This is a genomic window from Pseudomonas sp. IC_126 (assembly GCF_004331835.1).
In the GTDB taxonomy this organism is placed as follows: domain Bacteria; phylum Pseudomonadota; class Gammaproteobacteria; order Pseudomonadales; family Pseudomonadaceae; genus Stutzerimonas.
This window is the reverse complement of record NZ_SJSS01000001.1, coordinates 1,129,874-1,150,727: the sequence shown is the minus strand read 5'-3', so window position 1 is coordinate 1,150,727 and position 20,854 is coordinate 1,129,874. Positions and strand designations below refer to the sequence as shown.

Annotated in this window: 18 protein-coding genes and 1 pseudogene; 9 read left to right on the top strand and 10 right to left on the bottom strand. The window is 60.8% G+C overall.

The window, feature by feature from the left end; translation table 11 throughout:
- Window positions 1–48: 48 nt before the first annotated feature.
- Together E0D86_RS05180 and E0D86_RS05175 are read left to right on the top strand one after the other, a co-directional pair.
- Complete coding sequence (locus tag E0D86_RS05180; protein WP_131648878.1) at window positions 49–1,188, top strand: aminotransferase class V-fold PLP-dependent enzyme; 1,140 nt, start codon at window positions 49–51, stop codon at window positions 1,186–1,188.
- 222 nt (window positions 1,189–1,410) lie between these two features.
- Window positions 1,411–1,629: a hypothetical protein gene (locus E0D86_RS05175; RefSeq protein ID WP_177493025.1), complete on the top strand. Its 219-nt coding sequence runs from the start codon at window positions 1,411–1,413 to the stop codon at window positions 1,627–1,629.
- Between the two features lie 165 nt (window positions 1,630–1,794).
- Here E0D86_RS05175 and uvsE read toward each other — a convergent pair whose 3' ends face one another.
- Complete coding sequence (gene uvsE, locus E0D86_RS05170; RefSeq protein WP_131648877.1) at window positions 1,795–2,823, bottom strand: UV DNA damage repair endonuclease UvsE; 1,029 nt, start codon at window positions 2,821–2,823, stop codon at window positions 1,795–1,797.
- A 168-nt stretch (window positions 2,824–2,991) separates the two neighbouring features.
- Between uvsE and E0D86_RS05165 the strand changes: the two genes are divergently transcribed.
- Entirely contained in the window at window positions 2,992–4,968 is a 1,977-nt protein-coding gene (locus E0D86_RS05165) for a DEAD/DEAH box helicase (RefSeq protein WP_131648876.1), read from the top strand.
- 82 nt (window positions 4,969–5,050) lie between these two features.
- Window positions 5,051–5,671, top strand: coding sequence for a glutathione S-transferase (locus tag E0D86_RS05160; protein ID WP_131648875.1), 621 nt, complete (start codon window positions 5,051–5,053; stop codon window positions 5,669–5,671).
- Between the two features lie 6 nt (window positions 5,672–5,677).
- Here E0D86_RS05160 and E0D86_RS21550 read toward each other — a convergent pair.
- The 5 genes and pseudogenes from E0D86_RS21550 to E0D86_RS05135 all read right to left on the bottom strand — a co-directional run.
- Window positions 5,678–5,775: pseudogene (locus E0D86_RS21550) on the bottom strand (LysR family transcriptional regulator); the annotation flags it as partial.
- A gap of 118 nt (window positions 5,776–5,893) precedes the next feature.
- A complete protein-coding gene (locus E0D86_RS05150) occupies window positions 5,894–6,661 on the bottom strand; it encodes an NAD-dependent deacylase (RefSeq protein WP_131648874.1) in 768 nt (255 codons plus the stop codon).
- A 90-nt stretch (window positions 6,662–6,751) separates the two neighbouring features.
- Window positions 6,752–8,248 carry a methyl-accepting chemotaxis protein gene (locus E0D86_RS05145; RefSeq protein ID WP_131648873.1) on the bottom strand — a complete coding sequence of 499 codons (1,497 nt, stop codon included), beginning with the start codon at window positions 8,246–8,248 and terminating at the stop codon, window positions 6,752–6,754.
- Window positions 8,249–8,322: 74 nt separating this feature from the next.
- Window positions 8,323–9,747, bottom strand: a complete 1,425-nt coding sequence (gene phrB, locus E0D86_RS05140; RefSeq protein WP_131648872.1) for a deoxyribodipyrimidine photo-lyase — start codon at window positions 9,745–9,747, stop codon at window positions 8,323–8,325.
- A 10-nt stretch (window positions 9,748–9,757) separates the two neighbouring features.
- Window positions 9,758–10,714, bottom strand: a complete 957-nt coding sequence (locus E0D86_RS05135) for a DUF523 and DUF1722 domain-containing protein (protein ID WP_131648871.1) — start codon at window positions 10,712–10,714, stop codon at window positions 9,758–9,760.
- A 159-nt stretch (window positions 10,715–10,873) separates the two neighbouring features.
- On the opposite strand from E0D86_RS05135, the gene E0D86_RS05130 reads away from it, so the two are divergent.
- Window positions 10,874–11,080 carry a hypothetical protein gene (locus E0D86_RS05130; protein ID WP_131648870.1) on the top strand — a complete coding sequence of 69 codons (207 nt, stop codon included), beginning with the start codon at window positions 10,874–10,876 and terminating at the stop codon, window positions 11,078–11,080.
- 58 nt (window positions 11,081–11,138) lie between these two features.
- Window positions 11,139–12,164, top strand: coding sequence for a ferrochelatase (gene hemH, locus E0D86_RS05125; RefSeq protein WP_131648869.1), 1,026 nt, complete (start codon window positions 11,139–11,141; stop codon window positions 12,162–12,164).
- 9 nt (window positions 12,165–12,173) lie between these two features.
- On the opposite strand, the gene E0D86_RS05120 is transcribed toward hemH, so the two are convergent.
- Window positions 12,174–12,620, bottom strand: a complete 447-nt coding sequence (locus E0D86_RS05120) for a PAS domain-containing protein (protein WP_131648868.1) — start codon at window positions 12,618–12,620, stop codon at window positions 12,174–12,176.
- A gap of 139 nt (window positions 12,621–12,759) precedes the next feature.
- On the opposite strand from E0D86_RS05120, the gene E0D86_RS05115 reads away from it, so the two are divergent.
- A complete protein-coding gene (locus E0D86_RS05115; protein WP_371924033.1) occupies window positions 12,760–13,704 on the top strand; it encodes a MerR family transcriptional regulator in 945 nt (314 codons plus the stop codon).
- 98 nt (window positions 13,705–13,802) lie between these two features.
- Window positions 13,803–16,328: a pyrroloquinoline quinone biosynthesis protein PqqF gene (gene pqqF / locus E0D86_RS05110; RefSeq protein WP_131648867.1), complete on the top strand. Its 2,526-nt coding sequence runs from the start codon at window positions 13,803–13,805 to the stop codon at window positions 16,326–16,328.
- A 73-nt stretch (window positions 16,329–16,401) separates the two neighbouring features.
- Here pqqF and E0D86_RS05105 read toward each other — a convergent pair whose 3' ends face one another.
- Both E0D86_RS05105 and E0D86_RS05100 read right to left on the bottom strand, forming a co-directional pair.
- Window positions 16,402–16,824, bottom strand: a complete 423-nt coding sequence (locus tag E0D86_RS05105) for a VOC family protein (protein ID WP_131648866.1) — start codon at window positions 16,822–16,824, stop codon at window positions 16,402–16,404.
- Window positions 16,825–16,887: 63 nt separating this feature from the next.
- Window positions 16,888–17,598: a 3'-5' exonuclease domain-containing protein 2 gene (locus tag E0D86_RS05100; protein ID WP_131648865.1), complete on the bottom strand. Its 711-nt coding sequence runs from the start codon at window positions 17,596–17,598 to the stop codon at window positions 16,888–16,890.
- Between the two features lie 288 nt (window positions 17,599–17,886).
- Between E0D86_RS05100 and E0D86_RS05095 the strand changes: the two genes are divergently transcribed.
- Window positions 17,887–19,248: a polysaccharide lyase family 1 protein gene (locus E0D86_RS05095; protein ID WP_218568005.1), complete on the top strand. Its 1,362-nt coding sequence runs from the start codon at window positions 17,887–17,889 to the stop codon at window positions 19,246–19,248.
- 118 nt (window positions 19,249–19,366) lie between these two features.
- Here E0D86_RS05095 and E0D86_RS05090 read toward each other — a convergent pair whose 3' ends face one another.
- Window positions 19,367–20,566, bottom strand: a complete 1,200-nt coding sequence (locus tag E0D86_RS05090) for an MFS transporter (RefSeq protein WP_131648864.1) — start codon at window positions 20,564–20,566, stop codon at window positions 19,367–19,369.
- Window positions 20,567–20,854 lie beyond the last annotated feature (288 nt).

Below are 20,854 nucleotides of genomic sequence, written 5' to 3'. Positions count from 1 at the left end.
CGGCTTCGGGCAGGGTCGATGCCAGCTCTCTTGCTGCGGAGTGAACCCATGTCAGACCTTTTTTCTCGTGTCGATCCCGATGGATTGATTGAATATTCGGTCGTGTACACCGACCGTTCGCTAAACCATATGTCCCGGTCGTTCCAGACCGTCATGAACGATATCTCCACCACACTCAAATCCGTCTACAACGCCCACGCGGTCGCTGTGGTGCCGGGCAGCGGTACGTTCGGTATGGAGGCGGTGGCGCGTCAGTTGGCGCATGGCCGCAAATGTCTGGTGATTCGAAATGGCTGGTTTAGTTACCGCTGGACGCAGATTTTCGACATGGGTGGAATTCCCGCATCGTCCACCGTGCTCAAGGCGCGGCCGCAGAGCCAGGCTTCCCAGGCTGCATTTATCCCGCCACCCATAGATGAGGTGATCGCAACCATCGCCGCGCAGAAGCCTGATCTGGTGTTTGCGCCTCATGTGGAAACTTCGTCAGGGATGATCCTGCCGGACGACTATCTACGTGCGGTGGCAGATGCCGTGCATGCGGTTGGCGGGTTGTTCGTTCTTGATTGCATCGCCTCCGGCGCACTCTGGGTAGACATGCAGGCAAGCGGCGTCGATGTGCTGATCAGCGCGCCGCAGAAAGGTTGGAGCGCTTCGCCTTGCTGTGCGCTGGTGATGCTCAGCCAGGCTGCGCAGTCTCGTGTCGAAGCGACCCAGAGCAGCAGCTTCGCCTGCGACCTCAAGAAATGGCTGCAGATCATGCAGGCTTACGAGAAGGGCGGGCATGCCTATCACGCGACCTTGCCGAGTGATTCCTTGATGCGTTTTCGCGACGTCATGCTGGAAACACGGGACTACGGCTTCGACGTCCTTCGTGCCGACCAGCTGGAGCTGGGGCGGCGGGTGAGGGCGCTGCTGGCTGAAAAAGGATTCAGAAGCGTTGCGGCCGATGGCTTCGAGGCGCCGGGCGTGGTGGTCTGCTACACCACTGACAGCGAAATCAGGAGCGGCAGCAAGTTCGCTGCGCAAGGTTTGCAGATTGCCGCTGGCGTCCCCCTGCAATGCGACGAGCCAACCGACTTTCAAACCTTCCGCATCGGCCTGTTCGGATTGGAAAAGCTGAGAAACCTGGACCGCACCGTCGAGATTCTCCGGCGCGCGCTGGACAAGATTCTCGGAGCGGATCGTTGATCCACTGACATCAAACGTCGCCGCGTGTCGCCATGGCTGGATGTGACGTCACGATGACGGCACTGCTGATCGATCCGTTGGCGTTAACGGAACTCTCGGAAAAAATCGCTGTAACCGGCGTGCTAGACACATTAATGACACAAAAATATGGTTGCGCATGCGCGCAGGGTAGCTACGCTGAAGCTTGTACAAGGCGATTAAAACAACAAAGAGGGGCTCAGTATGATCAACAACCAGAATGCTCAGGTCGTTGCACTCGAATTGTGGCGCTTCTGTGCACATTGCATGGCCATACTCGTCGTCGTTGGAGCTGTATTGATCGGGTTCCTTGGATCCTGGGACCTCGCGCTCAAGGTGGGCGTGCTGCCACTACTGGCCCTTGTGGCCGCCGACGCGCTGGCCAAGCGCAAAGAACAGGAAATTCTGCTTCGAAACTTCTGATCCCATGATCACCCTGCGCAAACCGACACGGGGCTTGCGCAGGGTCAACGAGTCCGAATACATGCCCAGCCGGGGCATAGGCGCAAACAGTGATTTTCATCCTGCGCCAATCCCGATCTCCAAAAGCCCAATACTGATTAGTCAGCCTTGCATACCGCCACGGCATCAGGCGTCAACGCTGTCCGCCAGATAATCGGTGTAGTAATCCAGAGCAGCAAGATTCTTGTCCTTGGCCTCGAACATCATGTCGAAGCGGTCCAGGAATTCGCGGGCGTACAGGTTGGTCCAGTGATTCCACATGCGCTTGCTGTGGCTGTAGAGATCGCGCTTGCTGACGTGTTGGAGGAGGGTCGGCATCTCCAGCTTCTGTTTCGGTGAAAAGCCACGTTCAATCAGGCTTTCGGGTGGCTGCGAGTAGTGCATGGCTGGGCGCACACCACGCCAACTGTCGATGATTCGGGCAACGCGTAGGTCATGCGGGTCGATATAGCGTTCCTCATTGATCCAGCAATGATGGATGTCCAGCACCACCGGCGCGAGGTCTGAGAGTTGCAAGCAGTCGTCGACCCCGTAGGTCTTTTCTTCATTTTCGAAGGTGATGCAGTTTCGCGCTTCCTGCGACAGGCGCGGCCAGACCGTGCGAATCCCATCGACGCCCAGCCGCCCGGCGATATGTACGTTGCACTTGAAGTCCTGAAACTGCCGGCCAAAGCCCATCATGCGGATCATATCGGCGTGATATTCGAATTCCGCCAAGCTGTTTTCCACCACCTGCGGCTTGTCCGAGCCGAGCACGCAGTACTGCCCTGGATGTAACGAGAGGCGGATGCCCAGCGCCCGAGCGCGGTCGCCGATCTGCGCAAAGCCCTTCTCGATCACATCCCGCACCTCGGTCTGGCGATAGAAATCGGATGCTTCTGGATGGCTATAGAAGGGCAGCAGATCGCTGCTCAGCCGTAGCATGTGCAGCTCATTCGGCAGCGTCCCGACGTATTCGAGTAGCCGCAGCTGCGCAGCCAGGTTGTGTTCGATGATGCCGTTCAGCTTTTCGCGAGCCGCCTCCTGAGACACGCTGTTGAGCCAGCGCAATGTGGTCGAACGCGGGTTGAAAGCACGCTCAATGACCTCCAACTCCTTCAGCGATTCACTGTGGCCGGGATGGCGATACATGCAGGCGAAACCGATTCTGTGCATAGAAACCTGAGCAACCGCTTATATGGATGAGATTCCCTTTAGTGACCCGCACACGCGTAGAGGTGCGGAACAACCGACGAACGCATCGCGTCAATTTGCGTTGGGAAGCCAGACGTCAACGAAAAACCCTTACCATATCAGCCACTTGTTCATGTCTGGTTGATCGTCATGTTGTCTGCCGTCAAACGCTACAAGCGCCTGGTTTCGGGAGCATTGGCGCGTTGCTTTCCACGCACCTCGGCCTATTTGCAATCGGAAGAAGAGTTGATCCTGCACCGTTGGCCCGGCTCCGCTCCCAAACAGGCCGGCAAGCGAGTCGCCAAACACACCGGCAAGCCGCCCACCGCAGTCGGTCGCAAGGTCAAGCAAGCAGATGCAACCGCCAAACCCAGAGCGAAACCCCGCAAGCCTGCCAGCGAAGGTATCTACGGGCCGGCGAAACTGTCGGTCGAAGATCAGCAGATCCAGGCGATGCGCCTGCGGGTTGGCCGTGCTGTCGACGCCGGGGTGATCTGCGCGCCGTCCGAGGAACAATGGGCGATGATCCTCAGCGACAGCCCGGTAACACGGATCTTCGCCGGTGCCGGCTCGGGCAAATCCACCACGCTGGTGCTGCGCGTGGTGTTCATGCTCTGTCACTTGGAGATCCCACCGGAGCGGCTGACGGTAATTTCCTTCACCAATGCCTCCTGCACACAGCTGCGCGAGCAGTTGGTGCGAGTGCTTGGCTTCTGGAACTTCGCGTTCGACCCCGCTAGCGCGCGCCAATGCGTACGGACCTTTCACTCGGCGATGGCGGTGCTGGCCAAGGAGGTGCTGGGCAAACCGGTCTGGTTCGAACAGCTGGACGAAAAGGGCGCCTCGCCCACGGAGCTGGATAATCCGCTGGCCGCCTCGCGTTTGCGACCGGCGCAGCAGCGGCTGCTGAAGCAGGCCTACCAGAGCTGTTATGCCGAAGAGGAAGGCTTCCGAACATTGGTGCACCAGTTACTCGACCTGCCATCGCCGGTTGCCGATCAGCGCAAAACGCCAAAAGCGCCGCTGGATACGTTCAAGCTGGCGGGTGAATTCGTCGCTGTCCCGCTGTTCGAGGCGTTCTATGCGCAGGCGGGTTTCATCGAGAGCATTGGCATCCGCATCGAACAGATGCAGACCAGTCGGATGACCTGCTCGGAACGTGAACGCTGGTTCATCGATGCCCTGGTCCTGTTCTGGAAGCATTTCCAGGCAGCACTGCAGGCGCAGGGGCTGATGACCTTCAACGGCGCGTTTCAGCAGCTTACGCAGTGTCTGGCGGCGGGCGGGAAGGGCATGTCCGGCGATGCCTTGGCACCGTTCAGCCATCTGCTAATCGATGAGTTTCAGGATATCTCGCCGCAGATCGTCCAGTGGTTGCAGGCGACGCATCGGTCGTTGGCCGGTCTGGGCGAGCCGATCAGTCTCATGGCTATCGGCGACGACTGGCAGTCGATTTACGGCTGGCGCGGTAGCTCGCCAGAGCTGTTCATGGATTTCGACAAGTATTTTCCTGGCAAAGGCGCGTCGAAGAAAAGCTTGGTGCTGATGCTGGAAACCAACTATCGCTCCATCGAACCGATCATCCACGATGGTGAGGCGGTGCTGGCCGGCGTCGAGTTCAAGCAGGACAAAACCAGCAAGGCAGGCAAGGCCACCCAGCCAGGCGATCACGGCGTGAAGCTGGTGTCAGGCTTCGACGTGAAGGCGCGCTTGCCCGAGCTGATCCGAGAGATCAAGGCGCAGTGCGAGCACGTCGCGACTCGGCCGAATGCGGATCGTAATTCCGTATTGGTGCTCAGCCGACGCAACGAACCATTGCGCGCCATCCAGGCCGAGCTGGACAAGAAGTTGCCGGTCAAGGCTTACACCATTCACCGAGCCAAGGGATTGCAGGCGGAGGTCGCGATCATCGTCGATGACTGCTCACCGCCAGAAAAGCACCCGCTGCGCAACGCGCTGTACGCCTATTCAGGTTTTTTCCGAAACAGCTATGACCAGGCCATGGCCGACGAGAGTCTGCGCCTGGCCTATGTGGCGATCACCCGGGGCGTCAGCCGGGTGCTGTGGTTCACCCAGAAGGCGCAAGGCGCAACGCGTTTGCTCAAGGCGCGAAGAAAAGCCCTCTGAGCGGCTTGAACGTTGCGGGCGACATAAAATGCGCTAGGGTTTGGCCCCGGCGATGAACGCCGAACCGACGGAGGACGATTGCATGTTGAAGCTATGGGGCCGAATCAATTCGACCAACGTGAGGAAGGCGCTCTGGTGCCTCGAAGAGCTTGGCGTCCCTTACACCCGCGTCGATGCGGGAGGCGCATTTGGCGTGGTGGGAGAAGCCGAGTACATCGCAAAGAATCCGAATCGCCTGGTGCCATGCCTCGAAGACGGCGAGCTGGTGCTATGGGAATCGAACACCATCGTTCGCTACCTCGCCGCACAGTATGGCGAGGGCACGCTCTGGAGCACCGATCCGCGCCAGCGCGCCGGGGCGGACAAATGGATGGACTGGGCGACCTCATCCCTGGCCACACCCTTCCGCCCGCTGTTCTGGAACATCGTGCGCACCGCCCCGGAGAAGCGCGACATGACCGCCGTGCAAGTAGCGCTGGAGGAGTGCGGCAAGCTGCTCGCCATCGCCGACCGAGCCTTGGCAGAGCAGCCATACCTGTCGGGCGATTCATTCGGCATGGGCGATATCCCCCTAGGTTGCTTCGCCTACGCCTGGTTCGAGATGCCCATCGAACGACCAGACCTGCCGCATCTGCTGCACTGGTATGAGCGGCTGCAACAGCGCCCGGCGTATCAAACCGCGGTGATCACGCCCTTGACCTGACAGGCCTTAGCGACTGACGGCCTCGCTGTTCAGCCAGTCGAAGAAGGCTTTGACCGGTGGGTGCCGGTCACGCCCGGCACGCAGAGCGCCATGTAGGTTGCGCCGGGCATGGTGGCTCCGGCGCGGTCGGACCAGCCTTTGCGACACCTTCACATTGCGGGTTCGTCGGGATGGCGTTCGCCGATTCCTAGGCGGCGCGGCAACGGCTGGCGCAGCCGGCTTTCAATCTCTGGAGCTTCCAAACGCCTGCTGAATGAGTTCAGGCAACTTGTCTCCAGCCGGGCCGGCCAATGCGTATTCACGTTCGCTGTGGCTGGCTCTGGCCTGGGGATTGACGTGGATGACAGTCGCACCGGCGCGCCAGGCCAGCCCGGGCATTTCTGCCCCCGGATAGACCAGGCCGGAGGTGCCGACCGATATCAGCACATCACAGCGCTCCGCCGCCGCGAATGCGGTGTTCATTCGATCGACCGGTAGGCTTTCGCCAAACCAGACCACGCCGGGGCGCAGCGGGCCGGCGCAGGCTGCGCAGCGCGGCGGCTGCACTCGACGGCCGCCTTCCGGTTCGTCGGGCATGCCGAGCGGTCCGTTCGGAGCTTCGCCGCATTCGAAACAGCGTGGCTGATGCAGGCTGCCATGCAGATGGATGACCTCATCGCTGCCGGCACGCTCATGCAGATCGTCGACGTTCTGAGTGATCAGCGTGAGGCGCGGTACATGCCGGCTCAGCTCGGCAATGGCCCGGTGCGCCGGGTTAGGCTGAGCTTGCAGAGCCTTCATGCGGCGCCATTCGTACCAGCCCCAGACCAGTTCCGGGTCCGCGCAGAAGGCCTCGGGTGTGGCCAGCGAGGCGGCGTCGAAGCGTTCCCAGAGCCCGGTTAGCGAATCGCGGAACGTTGGAATACCGCTTTCGGCCGAGACGCCCGCTCCGGTGAACACAACGATGTGCTGGGCGCTGCGCAAGGTTTCGATCAGCGGGGAGGGGGTCATCGGCACGGCTCCTATTGGTTACTGATGCAGAAATGCACAAGCGCCCATCAGACCATTTAAATATCGCCGATTCCAAACCCTGTGATCGCTTCAGTTCAGGGCAAAGCGGCCGCTGAGCGAGCCTAGCCGCGAGGCCAATGCGCTGAGATCGCTGCTGTCCTGATCGAGCCGATTCGCATCTGACGCATTCTGATCGGCGATCTGCTGGACGCTCTGCAAGTGACGGGCAACATCCGCCGATACGGTGGTTTGCTGATGAGTCGCTGCGGCAATCAGTTCGTTCATCTGGCTGATCGCATCGATTTCCTGCGCGACCGCTGCCAGCAGCAAGGTCGTCTGCTGGCTGTCTGCGACGCAGCGGCCGACACTGTTACGGCTTTGCTGCATGGATTCGGCGGCCTTGCGGCTGTCCTGTTGCAGGCGGCTGATGATTTCGTGGATTTCGCCGGTGGACTCGGCCGTCTTGCTCGCCAGGTTACGCACCTCTTCGGCGACCACAGCGAAACCTCGCCCTTGCTCGCCGGCCCGCGCCGCTTCGATCGCGGCGTTGAGCGCGAGCAGGTTGGTCTGATCGGCAATGCTTCGAATCACATCCAGCACGCGGCCGATCTGTTCGGACTGGACGGCCAGGTCCTGCATCGTTGCATCGGTGGCGTCGATGCGCCGGGCGAGTCCGGTGATTTCCTTCAGGCTGGTCGACACGGCGGCTCGCCCCTGTTCGGCCTTCATATTGGCCGAGTGTGCGGCCTGGGCAGCCCGGTCGGCGTGGCTCGCGACGTCATCGATGGCGGTCGACATCTGCTGCATGGCGTTGACCATGTAGGCGGTCTCTGCAAGCTGCCGATCGGCACCCTCGCGCATGTCGCGAGTAGCCTGGTGCAGGTGGCTGGCGGTGTCGTCCAGGCCCCGTGTATCACGGACCGTTGCGCCAACCAGCTCGGCGAGCTGATCGAGAAAGTGGTTGAAGCGCTGGGCGATCGGCCCGCTGGCAACGCTGCGTTGGCGCAGATCGATCTGCACGGGATCGCGCGTGATATCGGCAGCGGCACTTAGCAACGCTTCGCCTTCGCGCGCCTCGGCATTGGCGCGCACGGCCAGATAGATCAGGATTGCGCTCTCCAGCACCACATAGAACGCATGCAGCATCACCACGCCCCAGCTGCCGTCGGGCATCACGAATACGCCAGCCTGCTGCTGTTGCAGAGCAAAGAAGCTCAGGTGATGAATAGCGATGGTGGTGGCCGCCACGACGATTGGCAGCCAGTCTCGGTAGTACACCAGAAAGGCAAGCAGCGCGAAGATGCCGAAGTGCATTTCCAGCATGCCGTGGGCGAGGTTGATGTGCAGCGCGGCCATGACCATGAAGCCTGCACCGATCAGACAGCGCAGCAGACGCTCTCCGGCAATCAGGCCATGCAGCAGCGTCATGGCCAGTGCCGTACCGCCGCCGATAGCAATGGCCTGCGCCCAATTGCCATACAGCGTGGCCAGGCCGAGCGCGTAGGCGGTCAGAAACCACAGCACACCAAGCATGATGCGATCGGCTTTGCGGTAGTGATCCTTAAGCGTGAAGGTGTCGCTGGACATGCTATGTCTCCGAGACGAGTCGCGTGGTGTTTGCAGTACTGAAATAGCGCTTCGGCGTGACATTCGCGGATCAGTCATAAGCGCTTTGCCAAATGTCTGAAGGCAGACAGGGCGCGCTCACGGCTAGTCGCCAACTCGGTGATCGGGTGTGGGTAGCCGTTGAGATGAAGGCCCTGGCGGAAACTCGGGTCATGGATGTCGCGATCGTTCAAGTGCGCCAGCTCAGGCAACCACTGGCGGAGGAAACGGCCTTGCGGATCGAATTTCGCCGACTGGCTGAGCGGATTGAACAGGCGGAAGTAGGGCACCGAGTCGGTGCCGGTCGAAGCGCTCCATTGCCAGCCGCCGTTGTTCGCGGCGAGGTCGCCATCGATCAGGTGCCGCATGAACCAACGCTCGCCTTCGCGCCAGTCGATCAGCAGGTTCTTGCTCAGAAACATGGCGACCAGCATGCGCAGGCGGTTATGCATCCAGCCGGTCGCCAGCAGTTGCCGCATGGCCGCATCGATGATTGGAAAACCGGTGCGCCCCTGCTGCCAGGCAGCCAGCTCATCGGGCGCGTTGCGCCAGGGCAGGGCTTCGGTTTCAGGGCGAAAGGCGCGCCCCATCGATACTCGCGGATAGCCCACCAGCACATGTTTGTAGAATTCGCGCCAGAGCAGTTCGTTGATCCAGGTGACAGCGCCCGGATTACCGCTGTCGAGCTCGCCCCGGTTCGTTGCCAGAGCGGCGTGAAGACATTGCCGGGGCGAAATGACGCCGGCGGCCAGGTAGGGCGACAGCTGACTGGTGCCAGGCTCGGCGGGAAGGTCGCGGCGCTGCTGATAATCGGCCATGTCGTCTTCGACAAAGCAGGCCAGACGTGTACGTGCGAAGTCTTCGCCGGCGGGCCAGAACGAGCGCAGTTGCTCGGTAGGCGGCGCGAAGCCTTCTATCGTCATTGAGAGCGGATCGCGTGACACGGGCAGCCACGCTTGCGGCGCGGGTACCGGCAGGCAGCGCGGCAGCGAATGGCTCAGGCGTGAATAGCAGACCTTGCGGAACGGGCTGAAAACCTTGAAGCCCTGGCCGGCCAAGGATTGCACGCTGCCTGGTGCAAAAAGCAGCTGGTCCAGATGCCGTCGCAGCGACGCGCCCGTGTGGTGGAGTGCTGCGGCCACCGCCTCGTCACGTCGTTGCTCGTTCACGCCATATTCGTCATTGATATGCACGCTGCCGATTTCGTGCTCGCGGCAGAGATCAGCGACAAGCGCGGGCACGGCCTGCCAGTCATCGACGCAGCGGATCAGTAGCGGCACGTTCAGCTCGGCGAGACGTGCCGAGAGAGCGCCCAGGTTGCGCAGCCAAAAATCGACCTTGCAGGCCGCGTCGCCATGGGCGAGCCACTGCACGGGAGTGATCAGGTACAGCGCGATGGTCGGGCCAGCGTTCATCGCGGCGGACAGGGCGGTATTGTCGGTCACGCGCAGATCGCTGCGTAGCCAGATCAGCTGATTCATGTGCAAGTATTCAGATCCCGTTGCGCAAGCTGAGGTCTTCAGGATGCGGCTGCAGATAGGCCTGGCTGGCTACGTAGCGATCCGGATGCCGGCGGAAGTGGTGTTTAAGCAGCGTAAGTGGCACGACGAGGGGCACGATGCCTTCGCGATACTGGGTTATCAGGCGCTGCAGTTCCTGTTTGTCGTCGCCTTCGAGATGCTTCTTTAGATAACCACTCAGGTGCTGCAAAACGTTGCTGTGGTTGCCGCGCGAGGCGTTCTTTTTCAGCGCCGCCATCAGCTGGCTGAAGTAAGCCGGTGCGAATTCCTCCAGCGATATATTGCCGACGCCCCCGACCATCCGACCGAGCGCTTTGTATTGCAGCGGGTCGCTCGCCATGAGCTGGTACTTGTAGCGTGAATGGAAATTCACCAGGGCCTTACGTGTCAGGCCCGTACGCAGCAGGCGCTGCCATTCGGCATGGGCATATATTCGCGTCAGAAAGTTCTCGCGCAGCACCGGGTCATTGAGTCTGCCAGCCTCTTCGATCGGCAGATCTGGCCGCATCCGCATCAGGCCCTGGGCAAACAGGCCGGAGCCGCCGCCTTCGGCCGGATGGCCGCTGGCCTGGTACACCTTCACCCGCTCCATGCCGCAGGAGGGGGATTTCTGCATCAGGATATAGCCACTGACGTCATCCAGCTCGGTGGCGATCCGCTCGCCATAAGCAACTAGCGCATCAGTGACATCCAGCTCCGGATGCACCGTGCCGACCGCGCGCGGGTGCTCAGGGGCGCCAACCAGCCGGATTGGCTCGCGAGGCGTGCCCAGCCCGATGGCCACTTCGGGGCAAATCGACACGAACTGGAAGTGACGAGCCAGCGTTTCGCTGCATAGACGCGACTCCTTGTGCCCGCCATTGAAGCGCACCGGATCGCCAAGTAGACAAGCGCTGATACCGATCTTGATGACAGTTGACGTAGACATCGGGCTGGCCTCGATACGTACCTGTACAAGGCGTTTTGTTTGTACAGTATTTGCCGGCATCTTAAAGTCGGCCTTGTACAAGTCAACCTGATTTGTACAATTCAAGCCGCGCCGGGCATCGCTAGCCGTGACAGCCGTACCACGTAGAAAGGCGTTTCGATGCAACGTGTGCGTAACCAGAGCGAACGAATTGCTCTGATAGATTTTCTGTTGCAGCAGCCCCCTGCGTACGGCCCCTACAATGCCTGCTCGCCGCAACCGGTGCGCAACGCGCTATTGCCAGGGGACGAACGTGCCGACTTCCCGGCGTTGGGGTTTCTGGATGCGGCATTGGCGGACCTGCGCAAGCTGTGGTCGCCTGTGTGAAAATGGCGCGCCGCCCGGCAGGGCTGTGTAGTTGTTCAATCAGTAGTCAGGAATGTGCATGTCTGAGCAGGCGTTGTTATTGGTAAACCTGGGGTCACCGGCTTCCACCGATGTGGCGGACGTGCGTCGCTATCTCGACCAGTTCCTGATGGACCCTTACGTCGTCGATCTGCCATGGCCGGTTCGCCGCTTGCTGGTGTCGCTGATTCTGCTTAAACGCCCCGCGCAGTCCGCTCATGCCTACGCATCAATCTGGTGGCCGGAAGGATCACCGCTGGTGGTGCTCAGCCAACGGCTGGCCGATGCGGTGCGCCCTCACTGGACGGAGGGTCCGGTGGAGTTGGCGATGCGCTATGGCGAGCCCTCGATCGAGCGCGCTTTGGTCGGGCTGGCGAAGCGGGGCATCAAGCAGGTGACTTTTGCGCCGCTGTATCCGCAATTCGCCGATAGCACCACGACGACCGCCATCGAGGAAGCACGCCGGGTCATTCGAGACAATCGCCTGGATATCAGGCTGTCGATCCTGCAGCCCTTCTACGACCAGCCCGAATACCTCGATGCACTGGTCGACAGCGTGAAGCCATACCTGGCGCAAGAATACGATCATCTGCTGCTGAGCTTTCACGGCCTGCCCGAGCGTCATCTGCACAAGACCGATCCAACCGGTTCGCACTGCCTAAAAGGCGCCGATTGCTGCCAGCGGGCCGAGGGCGCCGTACTCGCAGGTTGCTATCGTGCTCAGTGCATGCAAAGCGGCGCTGCGTTTGCCGAGCGCGCCGGATTGCGTGCGGAGCAGTGGTCGGTGTCGTTCCAGTCGCGGCTCGGTCGCGCCAAATGGATTGAGCCTTATACCGAAGCGCAGCTGGAAGAATTAGCGGCCAAAGGCGTCAAGAAGCTGCTGGTGATGTGCCCGGCATTCGTTGCGGATTGCATCGAGACACTGGAAGAGATCGGTGATCGTGGCCGCGAGCAGTTCATCGCTGCGGGTGGGGAAGAGCTGCACCTGATTCCCTGCCTCAATACTCATGAAAGCTGGGTGCAGGCACTGATCGCCCTGTGCCGGCGCGCCCCGCAGGCACTGTGAAAGCCGCAGTCATTGCTTCAGTGTGGCGAGCTGTTCCTTGAGTCGCCGCACTTCGGCTTCCAGTTCGACTACGCGCTGCCTGGCCTCGACCTCACGGCTGACATCCTTCTGGATACCGATGAAATAGGTCAGTTGGTCAGCTTCGTTGAACACTGGAGTAATCGAAAGCTCGTTCCAGAACGCGCTGCCATCCTTGCGGTAATTGCGAAGCGTCTGGCGACACGGCTGGTGGCTTCTGATCGCTTTGCGAATCGCCGCGATCCCGGGCTGGTCGCGGTGGCCGGCCTGTAGAAAACGACAGTCCTGATAGAGAGTATCGTCCACATCGTAGCCGGTCAGCCGCTGAAAGGCGGGGTTAGCGTAGATGAGGATGTTGTCGTCGCCTTCCTGCTCGGCGACCACGATCCCGTCGTTGGAGGCTTCGATTACCAGTTGCAGCAGTTTGGCATTGATCATCGGGATGTCTCTTATCGGTGTTGCGACATTCTAGGGCAGGTTCGGACGGCTCGGCACGAGGCGCTTGGCGCCGGCTCGTGCGGTTCAGGCGTAACCCTAAGCTACAATGCGCCAATCCTTCTACATGAGCTGCCGCGTCATGACTCAACTTGACCGTGCTTGCACGATGCCTGCTTTAGATCCGCTCAAGCGGGACGAACTGTTCCCCATTGGGGAAGTCTCGCGCCTGACAGGCGTCAACGCGGTCACGCTGCGAGCATGGGAGCGCCGCTACGGCCTCATTCAGCCCACTCGCACCGAAAGCGGCCATCGCCTCTATTCCATGGCCGATATCGAAGCGATTCGCAGCATCCTGGCCTGGATTGACCGCGGCGTCGCGGTAAGCAAAGTGGGCAGTATCCTGTCTCGCGACGCTGCAAAGTCTGAGGGGCGGTGGCATGCGGACGCAGCCGAGTGGGGCGATTGGACGGCGCAGGTGCAGCGTGCCGTGGGCAGCTTCGATCACTCCTGGCTTGAACAGATCTACGGGCAGCTCATTTCTACTTATTCGCTGCTGATAGTCCTTCAGGATGTGATGCTGCCGTTGTGGCAGCGGTTGTCGCTGCGTCAGGGCGAATATGGCCAGACCAGCGAATGGCTGTTCCTCGATGCCTTCCTCCGTGCCCGCGTGCTGCAAAGCTTGCAGCTTGATCGCGATCAGGCGAAGAGTCGGGTACTGCTGGCTGCGGTCCCGGGGCAATGTTGTGAGCTGGAACTGCTGGTCACTGGCCTGTTGCTGTCCAGCGATACGGTTGCGGTCAATGTGCTGGCAGTCGGTCAGCCACTGAACGAGTTGCCACTGGTTTGCGAGAAAACTCGCCCGAGAGCGTTGGTGCTGTATTCCAACGTACCGCCGAACGCGGTGCTGCTGCGTCAACTGGCCAAACTCGCGTTGGGGCTCGATTGCCCATTGGCGTTGGCAGGCGAGGCGGCCGAGTTTTCAGAGCAGAGCTTGCGAGGCTCACCGATTGCGCGCCTCGGTAATTCGGGCGAACTTATGCAACGCCGTCTGCGGCAGTTTCTCGATGGACGTCTGGATACCTAACGTTTTGCTGAGCGGAGCATCGGTTCCGCTCCTGAATCATTGTGTCTAATTCCAGTTGGCGCGATGCTCAGTGACTTCAGCCGAAACACGATGCCGTCATGCACCAGTTTGCCGATCTAGCCCAACGCCCGCTGCAACTGACTCTGACCAACGGGTTGCGAGTGCGTCTGGTGCGGCTGCCGCACAGCGCGCAGGCCGCAGCCCTGGTACGGGTGCATGCCGGTTCCCATGACGCGCCCCGAACCTATCCGGGGCTCGCCCATTTTCTCGAACACCTGCTGTTTCTTGGCAGCCGGGATTACCCGGTGGCGCAGAGCCTGATGCCCTTCATCCAGGCCTGCGGCGGGCAACTGAACGCATCGACGCGAGAGCGACACACTGACTTTTTCTTCCAGCTTCCGGCTGGCCAGCTCGAGGAAGGCTTGCGCCGTCTGCTGGATATGCTGGCGTATCCGCTGCTCGATCCAGACGCTCAATTGCGTGAGCGCGAGGTGTTGCACGCCGAGTTCCTTGCCCGCGCTAAGGATCGGGAGACGCTATCCGATGCGGCGTTGGCCCGCGCAATCGACTCCACGCACCCAGCCAGCGGCTTTCATGCCGGCAACCGGGAAACCTTGCCGGTAGATGAACCAGATTTCCAGCAGGCGCTGCACGGCTACCATCAGCGCTTCTATCGGACAGGGCAGATGGAGCTGCTACTGGCCGGGCCGCAGAGTGAAGCTGTATTGCAGCGCCTTGCGGAACAGGCCGACATATCGCTGATCGCAGATGCTGCCGTGCGGCGATCCCCGCCCGTGTTGCACGCTCGCACTGAGGGATGGTCGAGGCTGCAACTGGAGCAAACCCAGCCGCGTTTGCTGCTCGCCTTCATTGTCGACGGTTTGGATGAGCACGCCTTGCCGGCGCTGGATTACCTCGCAACTTGGATCGCCTCCGAAGCGCCGAATGGTTTGCCGCAGCGCTTGCAGGCGGCGGGTCTGTGCCAGGCGCTGTCGCTACGGGTGCCATACTGGTTCGCAGGGCAGGGCGTGTTGGCCATCGAGGCATCGTTGACGAGCAAGGGCCTGGCGCAGCGAACCACTGTGGTCGATGCGCTGACGGATTGGCTGCGCTTCTTCGTTGAACCTTCCTGTTGGCAAGCGTGCTGGGATGAGTACCGACTGATAGCCGAACGCAGCCTGCACGGCGCCGAGCCTTTGAAGCTACTGCGCCATTGGGTGGAGCCGCTGGCCTGGGCCGCCGACTCCAATGAAGTCGGCATAGGTGATGCGCTGCGCACCCTGATAAAGCGAATGACGGACATTGGACCTGTGGTTCTCACCGTCGATACGGCTCCGTGCGGCTCGGTCACTAGCGATGGATTTCCGTTGCGCATGGCTAGCGAGCCGCCATTAACCGCCCTGCGCCGCGACTGGCACTGGCAGATTCCACAAGCCAATCCCTGGTTGAAGACCGCTGTGTCGGATGGCAAGGCTGCCAACCCCGTCGCCGCATTGCGCTGGCTGGGACAGACAGAGGAGAGCGGCAAGGCTGCATTGATGCTGCGTTGGCGCTTCGCTGAACTGCCGGTGTCTGCACTCTGGCATGGGCTGTCGCATGCGTTGCAAGGGTGCGTCTGGGCAGCACGGCAGGCGGGCGTGGAACTGCGCTTCGAGAACATGGGGCATAGCTGGACGCTGAGTCTGCGTGGTTTCGCTGAAGCCGTGCCACCCATTCTTGGCGACATTGCCTACTTGCTCGCCGAGCCTCCCGAGGCGTCGCTTGCCCAGTGCGCGCGGCTGGCAGAACAGCACCGTTCGCTGGGGCAGGATGAAATGCTGCTTCGTCAGTTACTCAACCGTCTGCCACGTCTGGTTGCGGGAATGCACCAGTCAGCCGAGCCGGCCAGATCAGTTAATCGCGAACAGCTTCACGCCGCCTGGAGAGATGCGCGCTGGGATGGGCTGGCGGTTGGTTTCTCGTCGCAGACCTCTACGGCGCTGCTGGCATCGGTCGGCGCGCTGCCTGGTCAACCTGCGCTGGGCAAGGATTGGCTTGAGGCGCCGCCTACGGAAAGTCACTGGCATCAGGTTGGAGACGGGGCGGTCACCAGCGACACGGCATTCATCCTGTTCTGTTCCCTCGCTGATCGCGGCCTTGAAGGCGAGGCGGCGTGGCGTGTGCTGGGGCGTTTGCTGGAGGGCGAATTCTTTCGTCGGATTCGCAGTGAGCTACAGCTGGGTTACGCGGTGCTCAGCCGGTTCTGCCAGTTTGCCGACCAGCCAGGCATGCTCTTCGCGGTGCAGTCGCCGACCGCTTCGGCGACTGAAATCCTCCGCCAAATCGAGGCGTTTCTGGATACCGTCGCGCTGCAGCTGGCAGAGCGCTCGACAGAAGATCTGACAGGGATCGCCCATGCGACAGCCGATCAGCAAGCCGATGCTTCTGCCGATCTCAATGGCCATGCCGAACGAGCCTGGCAGGCGGTACTGGCCGGGCATGAATGCGATCGGATCGGGCAAGTGATCAGAGCGATGCGCGAGCTGCGGCCAGCGGATCTTATGGCGGCCTTGCATGACCTGCGCGGTGGCGCTGGCCGGCTGATCGTAACCAATGCGCCTGCGCCGAGTGGTTGGGGCCGATAGGCAGCGCTGCCATTTTCAACACCGATGCACTTGCTCGGTTCTGAGAGACTCAGAACATCGCTGACCCGTGCGATCAGCCGCCCAGGCTAGGGTCCCTTTCGTTTTCGTACGGTTCATTCGGAAACTGAATCAGGCAAAAGCCGTTGCCGAATGGGTCGCTCAGCGTGACCAGCCTGCCCCAAGCGAACACGCGTATCGGTGTTTCCTGGCGTGCACCGGCCGCTACCGCGCGTGTGGCGGACGCTTCGATATCGTCAACGACGAAGTCGGGATGAATGGGCGTCCAGTGGCGGTCATAGGTACGAATGCCATCGCCGATTGCTGTGGCCGGTTCCGATCCGGCGTGCTCGATCAAGTAGATGCGGCAGCCAGCACCCAGCATTTCCGCTGCCGCCCCGTTGAACAGGGAGCGCGTATGGCGCAAGCCGAGGGCGTCCCGGTAGAAGGGGATCGCCTTGTCCAGATCTGCGACGTCGATGTTCAACAGAAGCTCCATTGTCGTTCGTCTCCGTCATGCTTTTGAACAGCTAAATCTGTACGTCCTGCGGGCTTGGCGTTCTCACGCAGACTGGCTTGCCGACCCGGTGACGATACGGTCCGCCGGCAGCTGCCCGGCGCCATCGCCTAAGGCTAGGTATACCTGTAGCGCGGCGTAGGCGTCGTTTGCGGCGTAATACTGTTGTGCATCGGTCAATGTTCGATTTGCCCAGTTGGACGTAGAGACGCTGCGAGATTTACTCACCCGAGCGCCCAGCACCGCTGCGACCGCGCCTCGCAATCCGACCTGGCCTTTCTTGCTCTGATAGCGCAGCGTCGTGCCAAGGTCGATGTAATGCCGCAACTCGATGCCCAGGCGACTGCGCAATCGGCTTCGATCCGAGCTCAGGCCAAAGCCGACCTTCAGTAATTGGTTCGACTCCAGCACGGCTTTAGCTGCCTCGACGCAACCGTCCACGCCGACCTGAAACAGGTAGGTGGTTTGCGGCGTGGCTAGCTGGATCACGTGAGGTCCGGTGGAAGCCTCGCCTATCTTGAAGGTGGGTTTGGATTCGGTATCGAAGCCGATCTGCGCGACGCTCAGGAGGTCATCGACGGCTTGGGAGAACTCCGCCGATGTCGAAGGCGTGACGATGCGGTCGAGCGTGAGTCCTTCGAAGCGGGGTAGGCCGTCGAGGTCGGCCAGCTGTGGGATGCGGATGATGATAGACCTCCATTTCAGAATGCCGCTGCGATCGAGGGTGAGCGGACGGCTTTCAGTATTAAAGCGCATGGCTTGTCAGCCGCGCAGGCATGACAGTTGTTTTTTCTAACTGGTGGGGCAGACGGCTTCCAGCGGAGCTGGCCCAATTCTTTGGATTTCGCTCACATCGAAACGTGACCTGCCCTCGTTCAGCTCCAGCGAAGCATTTCGTCGGAAAATACTAAGCCAAGGTATGACGTCATACATTTTATTGACGTTGCATCGGGCTTGCCTAGACTCCGACACGCCGTTTTCACATGAAAAGTCGGTGAAAAAGCAAATATCGAAGTATGACAACAGCAAAATAAGGATAAGAAAATGCGAAATGTTGCAGCAGTTATGACGATCTCGTTGGGCATCGGTCTTTCTTCAGCACCGGCCGGTGCGTCGGTGGTCGTCAATGCCGGCATTGGCGGAGGAAGAATTCCGCTGGAGCGGCAGACGCTGCCGATGCGCGATGGATTTGCCTCGATGGGCGGTGGGACCAGCGGTGGTGCTTACGCGGTGCCCGGCCGTGTCTACGATGTCACCACGCGCGCTCAATTGAAGTCGGCGTTCGATGAAGCGGGGGACGAACCCAAGATCGTTCGCGTTCACGGCGCGCTTCTTGGCAACTCGGATGATTCAGGCAATCCGCTGACGTGCGAAGACTATGCGCGGGGGACCGGATATACCCTGGACAGCTACCTGGCTGCATACGATCCAGCGGTCTGGGGATGGGATACGGAGCCCTCCGGTGGTCCGGAGAACGCGCGTCGCCAGTCCGCAGAGAATCAGAAAAACACCATGGTGATCGAGGTGCCGAGCAACACGACGATCATCGGAGCGAACCCCAAGGCGAGCTTGATAGGGTTGTCGTTGCGGATAGACGGCGAACGCAACGTGATCGTGCGTAACCTGAACCACAAAGCCGTCAGCGACTGCTTCCCGCAATGGGACCCGACCGATGGCTCGGACGGAAACTGGAACAGCGAATACGACATGGTTCAGATCATCAACGGCGCGTCCAACATCTGGATCAATCACAACTACTATACGGACGATCCGAACTTCGACGACCAAGCGCCGATGTATTTCGGCAGACCTTTTCAGCAGCATGATGGCTCGGTCGATATCACCTATGGGTCGGACCTTGTCACGGTGTCCTATAACCGCTTCGCGGATCGGGACAAGCTGATGCTGGTCGGTTCCACCGATTCTCCGACGGCGGGAGATCCGGGCAAGCTGCGGGTGACGATTCACCACAACGAGTTCATCAATATCGGTCAGCGCGCCCCGCGCCTCCGCTGGGGGCATGCGGACGTCTACAACAACCATTTCATTCGCAACGACGACGCACGTGTCCCCTTCGGTTACGCCTTCGGCGTTGGCTATGACTCACACATCTGGGCGGAAGCCAACGCCTTCACCTTTAGCCCCTCGGTGGACTCGACGCGAATCATCAAGCATTGGAAAGGGCAGGCGATCACGACCATTGGTAACGTCATCAACCGCCGCAAGGTCGATTTGCTCGCGGCTTATAACGCCAACGCCGCAGCCGAGCTGCAGCTAGTGAGCGATACCTCTTGGCGACCGACGCTACGCACCAGGGTCCATCCGGCGCAGGCTATCCCGGGTCTGCTCAAAAGGAAGGTCGGGCCGGTCTTGACGCTGGATAGGGGGCGCAAGCGGCACCGTTAATACATAGCGCCGGGCTCCAGCCTGAATGGCTTGGCAAACGGAGCGGCAAGCTGACAGGAACGCCACTACCGCGGTGGCGTTCTTGCACGACGGACCGGCAGTCTGAGGGCGCGGCGGTTCAGGCCGACCGCATCCGTGGATGCCGGAAAAACCAGATTGCCAGCGGCGAGGCGATCACGATCACGCATAGTCCCAGCAGCGTGATCGCTGCCGGCAGGCCGTGGTGGTCGGCAATCCAGCCTGCGGCAATCAAGGGCGCGATGCTGCCGACGTAGCCGCAAACCAGGTAGGTCGAAATCAGCCCTGAGCGCTCGGTTGGTGTGGCGATGCGGTTGACCATGCTGATGCCGGCCAGCAGGCACATGCCATGTCCTGCTGCCGCGGCGCAGACACCGACGATGAACACGATGGGCGATCCGAGCTTGAAGTTGAGCACGAGCATGGCGTTGCTGAGCACGACCGCCAGCAAGCCGAGAAATCCGCACCAACGCAGGCTCATCCTGGCGCACGCCAGCTGCATCATGGCCGAAGCCAGCAGGATGACGCCGATGGATGTACCGCTCACCACCGGCCCATGCCAAGGCAGCATCTTCTCCAGAAATAGCGGGGCCATCGACGCGTAGATACCGAACACACCGAAGGCGAAGAACGGGCAGGCACAGGTAAGCGTGAACGCCAGCGAATCGCTGCGGCCCGTCCAGGCCAGGCGCGGCATGAAGGTTCGCCAGCTCGGCGATGCGGTCGCCAATTCATCTGTATGCGGTTTCAGTTGCACGCGCATCAAGGCATACACCGCCAGCACACCCAACAATAGTGAGGGTACGTAGGTCACCATCAGCGGGTTCGGTAGCCACTGACCGGTGATGCCGCCCGTTATCGGACCCAGACCAAAGCCAAAGGCGAGCAGGAAGCTGGTGATCATCGATATCCGTTGCGAAGCCCCGTCGCGCGAGATCTGTACCAGTCCGACCGTGGCGCTGGTGACGATCAGACTGGACGACAGACCCACCGCGAAGCGACCCATGTTCAAGGTCGACAGATCCCACGCGAGCATCGTCAGCAGGGTGCCGCCCCAACCCAGCAGCAGGCCGGCCAGCATCACCTTGCGAAAGCCCAGCGTGTCCGACAGGCGCCCCATGAACAGCAGGCCGAACAGCGCGCCCACCATGTAAACCACGTAAATCAGCGAGACGTCACTGGTACGCAACTGCCAGGCCTGCTGGTACAGCGGATAAAGCGGCGAAATGAGCGCTGTGCCCATCACACCCACGCACATGGCGAAGCAGACCCAGGGGAAGGCCGACCAGTTTTCTTTCATCTACACGCCTGCATAACGAAAAGTGAGTGGAAACAATCTTGGTGGCGTTTCCATGAGCAGCCTAACGGTTTTTCGTCGGTGGAGCGATTGCCGAGGCGAACGTTTACGTGACTGCAATCGCAGCGATTCTTAGAGACAAGGCACCGAAGCTGTCTGATGACGCTGAGCTGGACCGGCACTTCCGCTAGAGGTGTTCCGCCGATGACGAGGCGACGCGCTGGGCACTACCCGGACGCTGCGTTGTCTCCTTCTGTGCCATTCTGCTTTTCAGTGGACTAGGGTGTTCAA

What these genes read in the sequence shown, in the direction of transcription:
- E0D86_RS05105 (WP_131648866.1), bottom strand. Translation starts at nt 16,824, where the DNA reads ATGGAGCTTCTGTTGAACATCGACGTCGCAGATCTGGACAAGGCGATC.
- E0D86_RS05165 (WP_131648876.1), top strand. Translation starts at nt 2,992, where the DNA reads ATGTTGTCTGCCGTCAAACGCTACAAGCGCCTGGTTTCGGGAGCATTG.
- E0D86_RS05095 (WP_218568005.1), top strand. Translation starts at nt 17,887, where the DNA reads ATGCGAAATGTTGCAGCAGTTATGACGATCTCGTTGGGCATCGGTCTT.
- E0D86_RS05130 (WP_131648870.1), top strand. Translation starts at nt 10,874, where the DNA reads ATGCAACGTGTGCGTAACCAGAGCGAACGAATTGCTCTGATAGATTTT.
- E0D86_RS05175 (WP_177493025.1), top strand. Translation starts at nt 1,411, where the DNA reads ATGATCAACAACCAGAATGCTCAGGTCGTTGCACTCGAATTGTGGCGC.
- E0D86_RS05160 (WP_131648875.1), top strand. Translation starts at nt 5,051, where the DNA reads ATGTTGAAGCTATGGGGCCGAATCAATTCGACCAACGTGAGGAAGGCG.
- uvsE (WP_131648877.1), bottom strand. Translation starts at nt 2,823, where the DNA reads ATGCACAGAATCGGTTTCGCCTGCATGTATCGCCATCCCGGCCACAGT.
- E0D86_RS05135 (WP_131648871.1), bottom strand. Translation starts at nt 10,714, where the DNA reads ATGTCTACGTCAACTGTCATCAAGATCGGTATCAGCGCTTGTCTACTT.
- E0D86_RS05145 (WP_131648873.1), bottom strand. Translation starts at nt 8,248, where the DNA reads ATGTCCAGCGACACCTTCACGCTTAAGGATCACTACCGCAAAGCCGAT.
- E0D86_RS05090 (WP_131648864.1), bottom strand. Translation starts at nt 20,566, where the DNA reads ATGAAAGAAAACTGGTCGGCCTTCCCCTGGGTCTGCTTCGCCATGTGC.
- E0D86_RS05120 (WP_131648868.1), bottom strand. Translation starts at nt 12,620, where the DNA reads ATGATCAATGCCAAACTGCTGCAACTGGTAATCGAAGCCTCCAACGAC.
- hemH (WP_131648869.1), top strand. Translation starts at nt 11,139, where the DNA reads ATGTCTGAGCAGGCGTTGTTATTGGTAAACCTGGGGTCACCGGCTTCC.
- E0D86_RS05150 (WP_131648874.1), bottom strand. Translation starts at nt 6,661, where the DNA reads ATGACCCCCTCCCCGCTGATCGAAACCTTGCGCAGCGCCCAGCACATC.
- E0D86_RS05180 (WP_131648878.1), top strand. Translation starts at nt 49, where the DNA reads ATGTCAGACCTTTTTTCTCGTGTCGATCCCGATGGATTGATTGAATAT.
- pqqF (WP_131648867.1), top strand. Translation starts at nt 13,803, where the DNA reads ATGCACCAGTTTGCCGATCTAGCCCAACGCCCGCTGCAACTGACTCTG.
- phrB (WP_131648872.1), bottom strand. Translation starts at nt 9,747, where the DNA reads ATGAATCAGCTGATCTGGCTACGCAGCGATCTGCGCGTGACCGACAAT.
- E0D86_RS05115 (WP_371924033.1), top strand. Translation starts at nt 12,760, where the DNA reads ATGACTCAACTTGACCGTGCTTGCACGATGCCTGCTTTAGATCCGCTC.
- E0D86_RS05100 (WP_131648865.1), bottom strand. Translation starts at nt 17,598, where the DNA reads ATGCGCTTTAATACTGAAAGCCGTCCGCTCACCCTCGATCGCAGCGGC.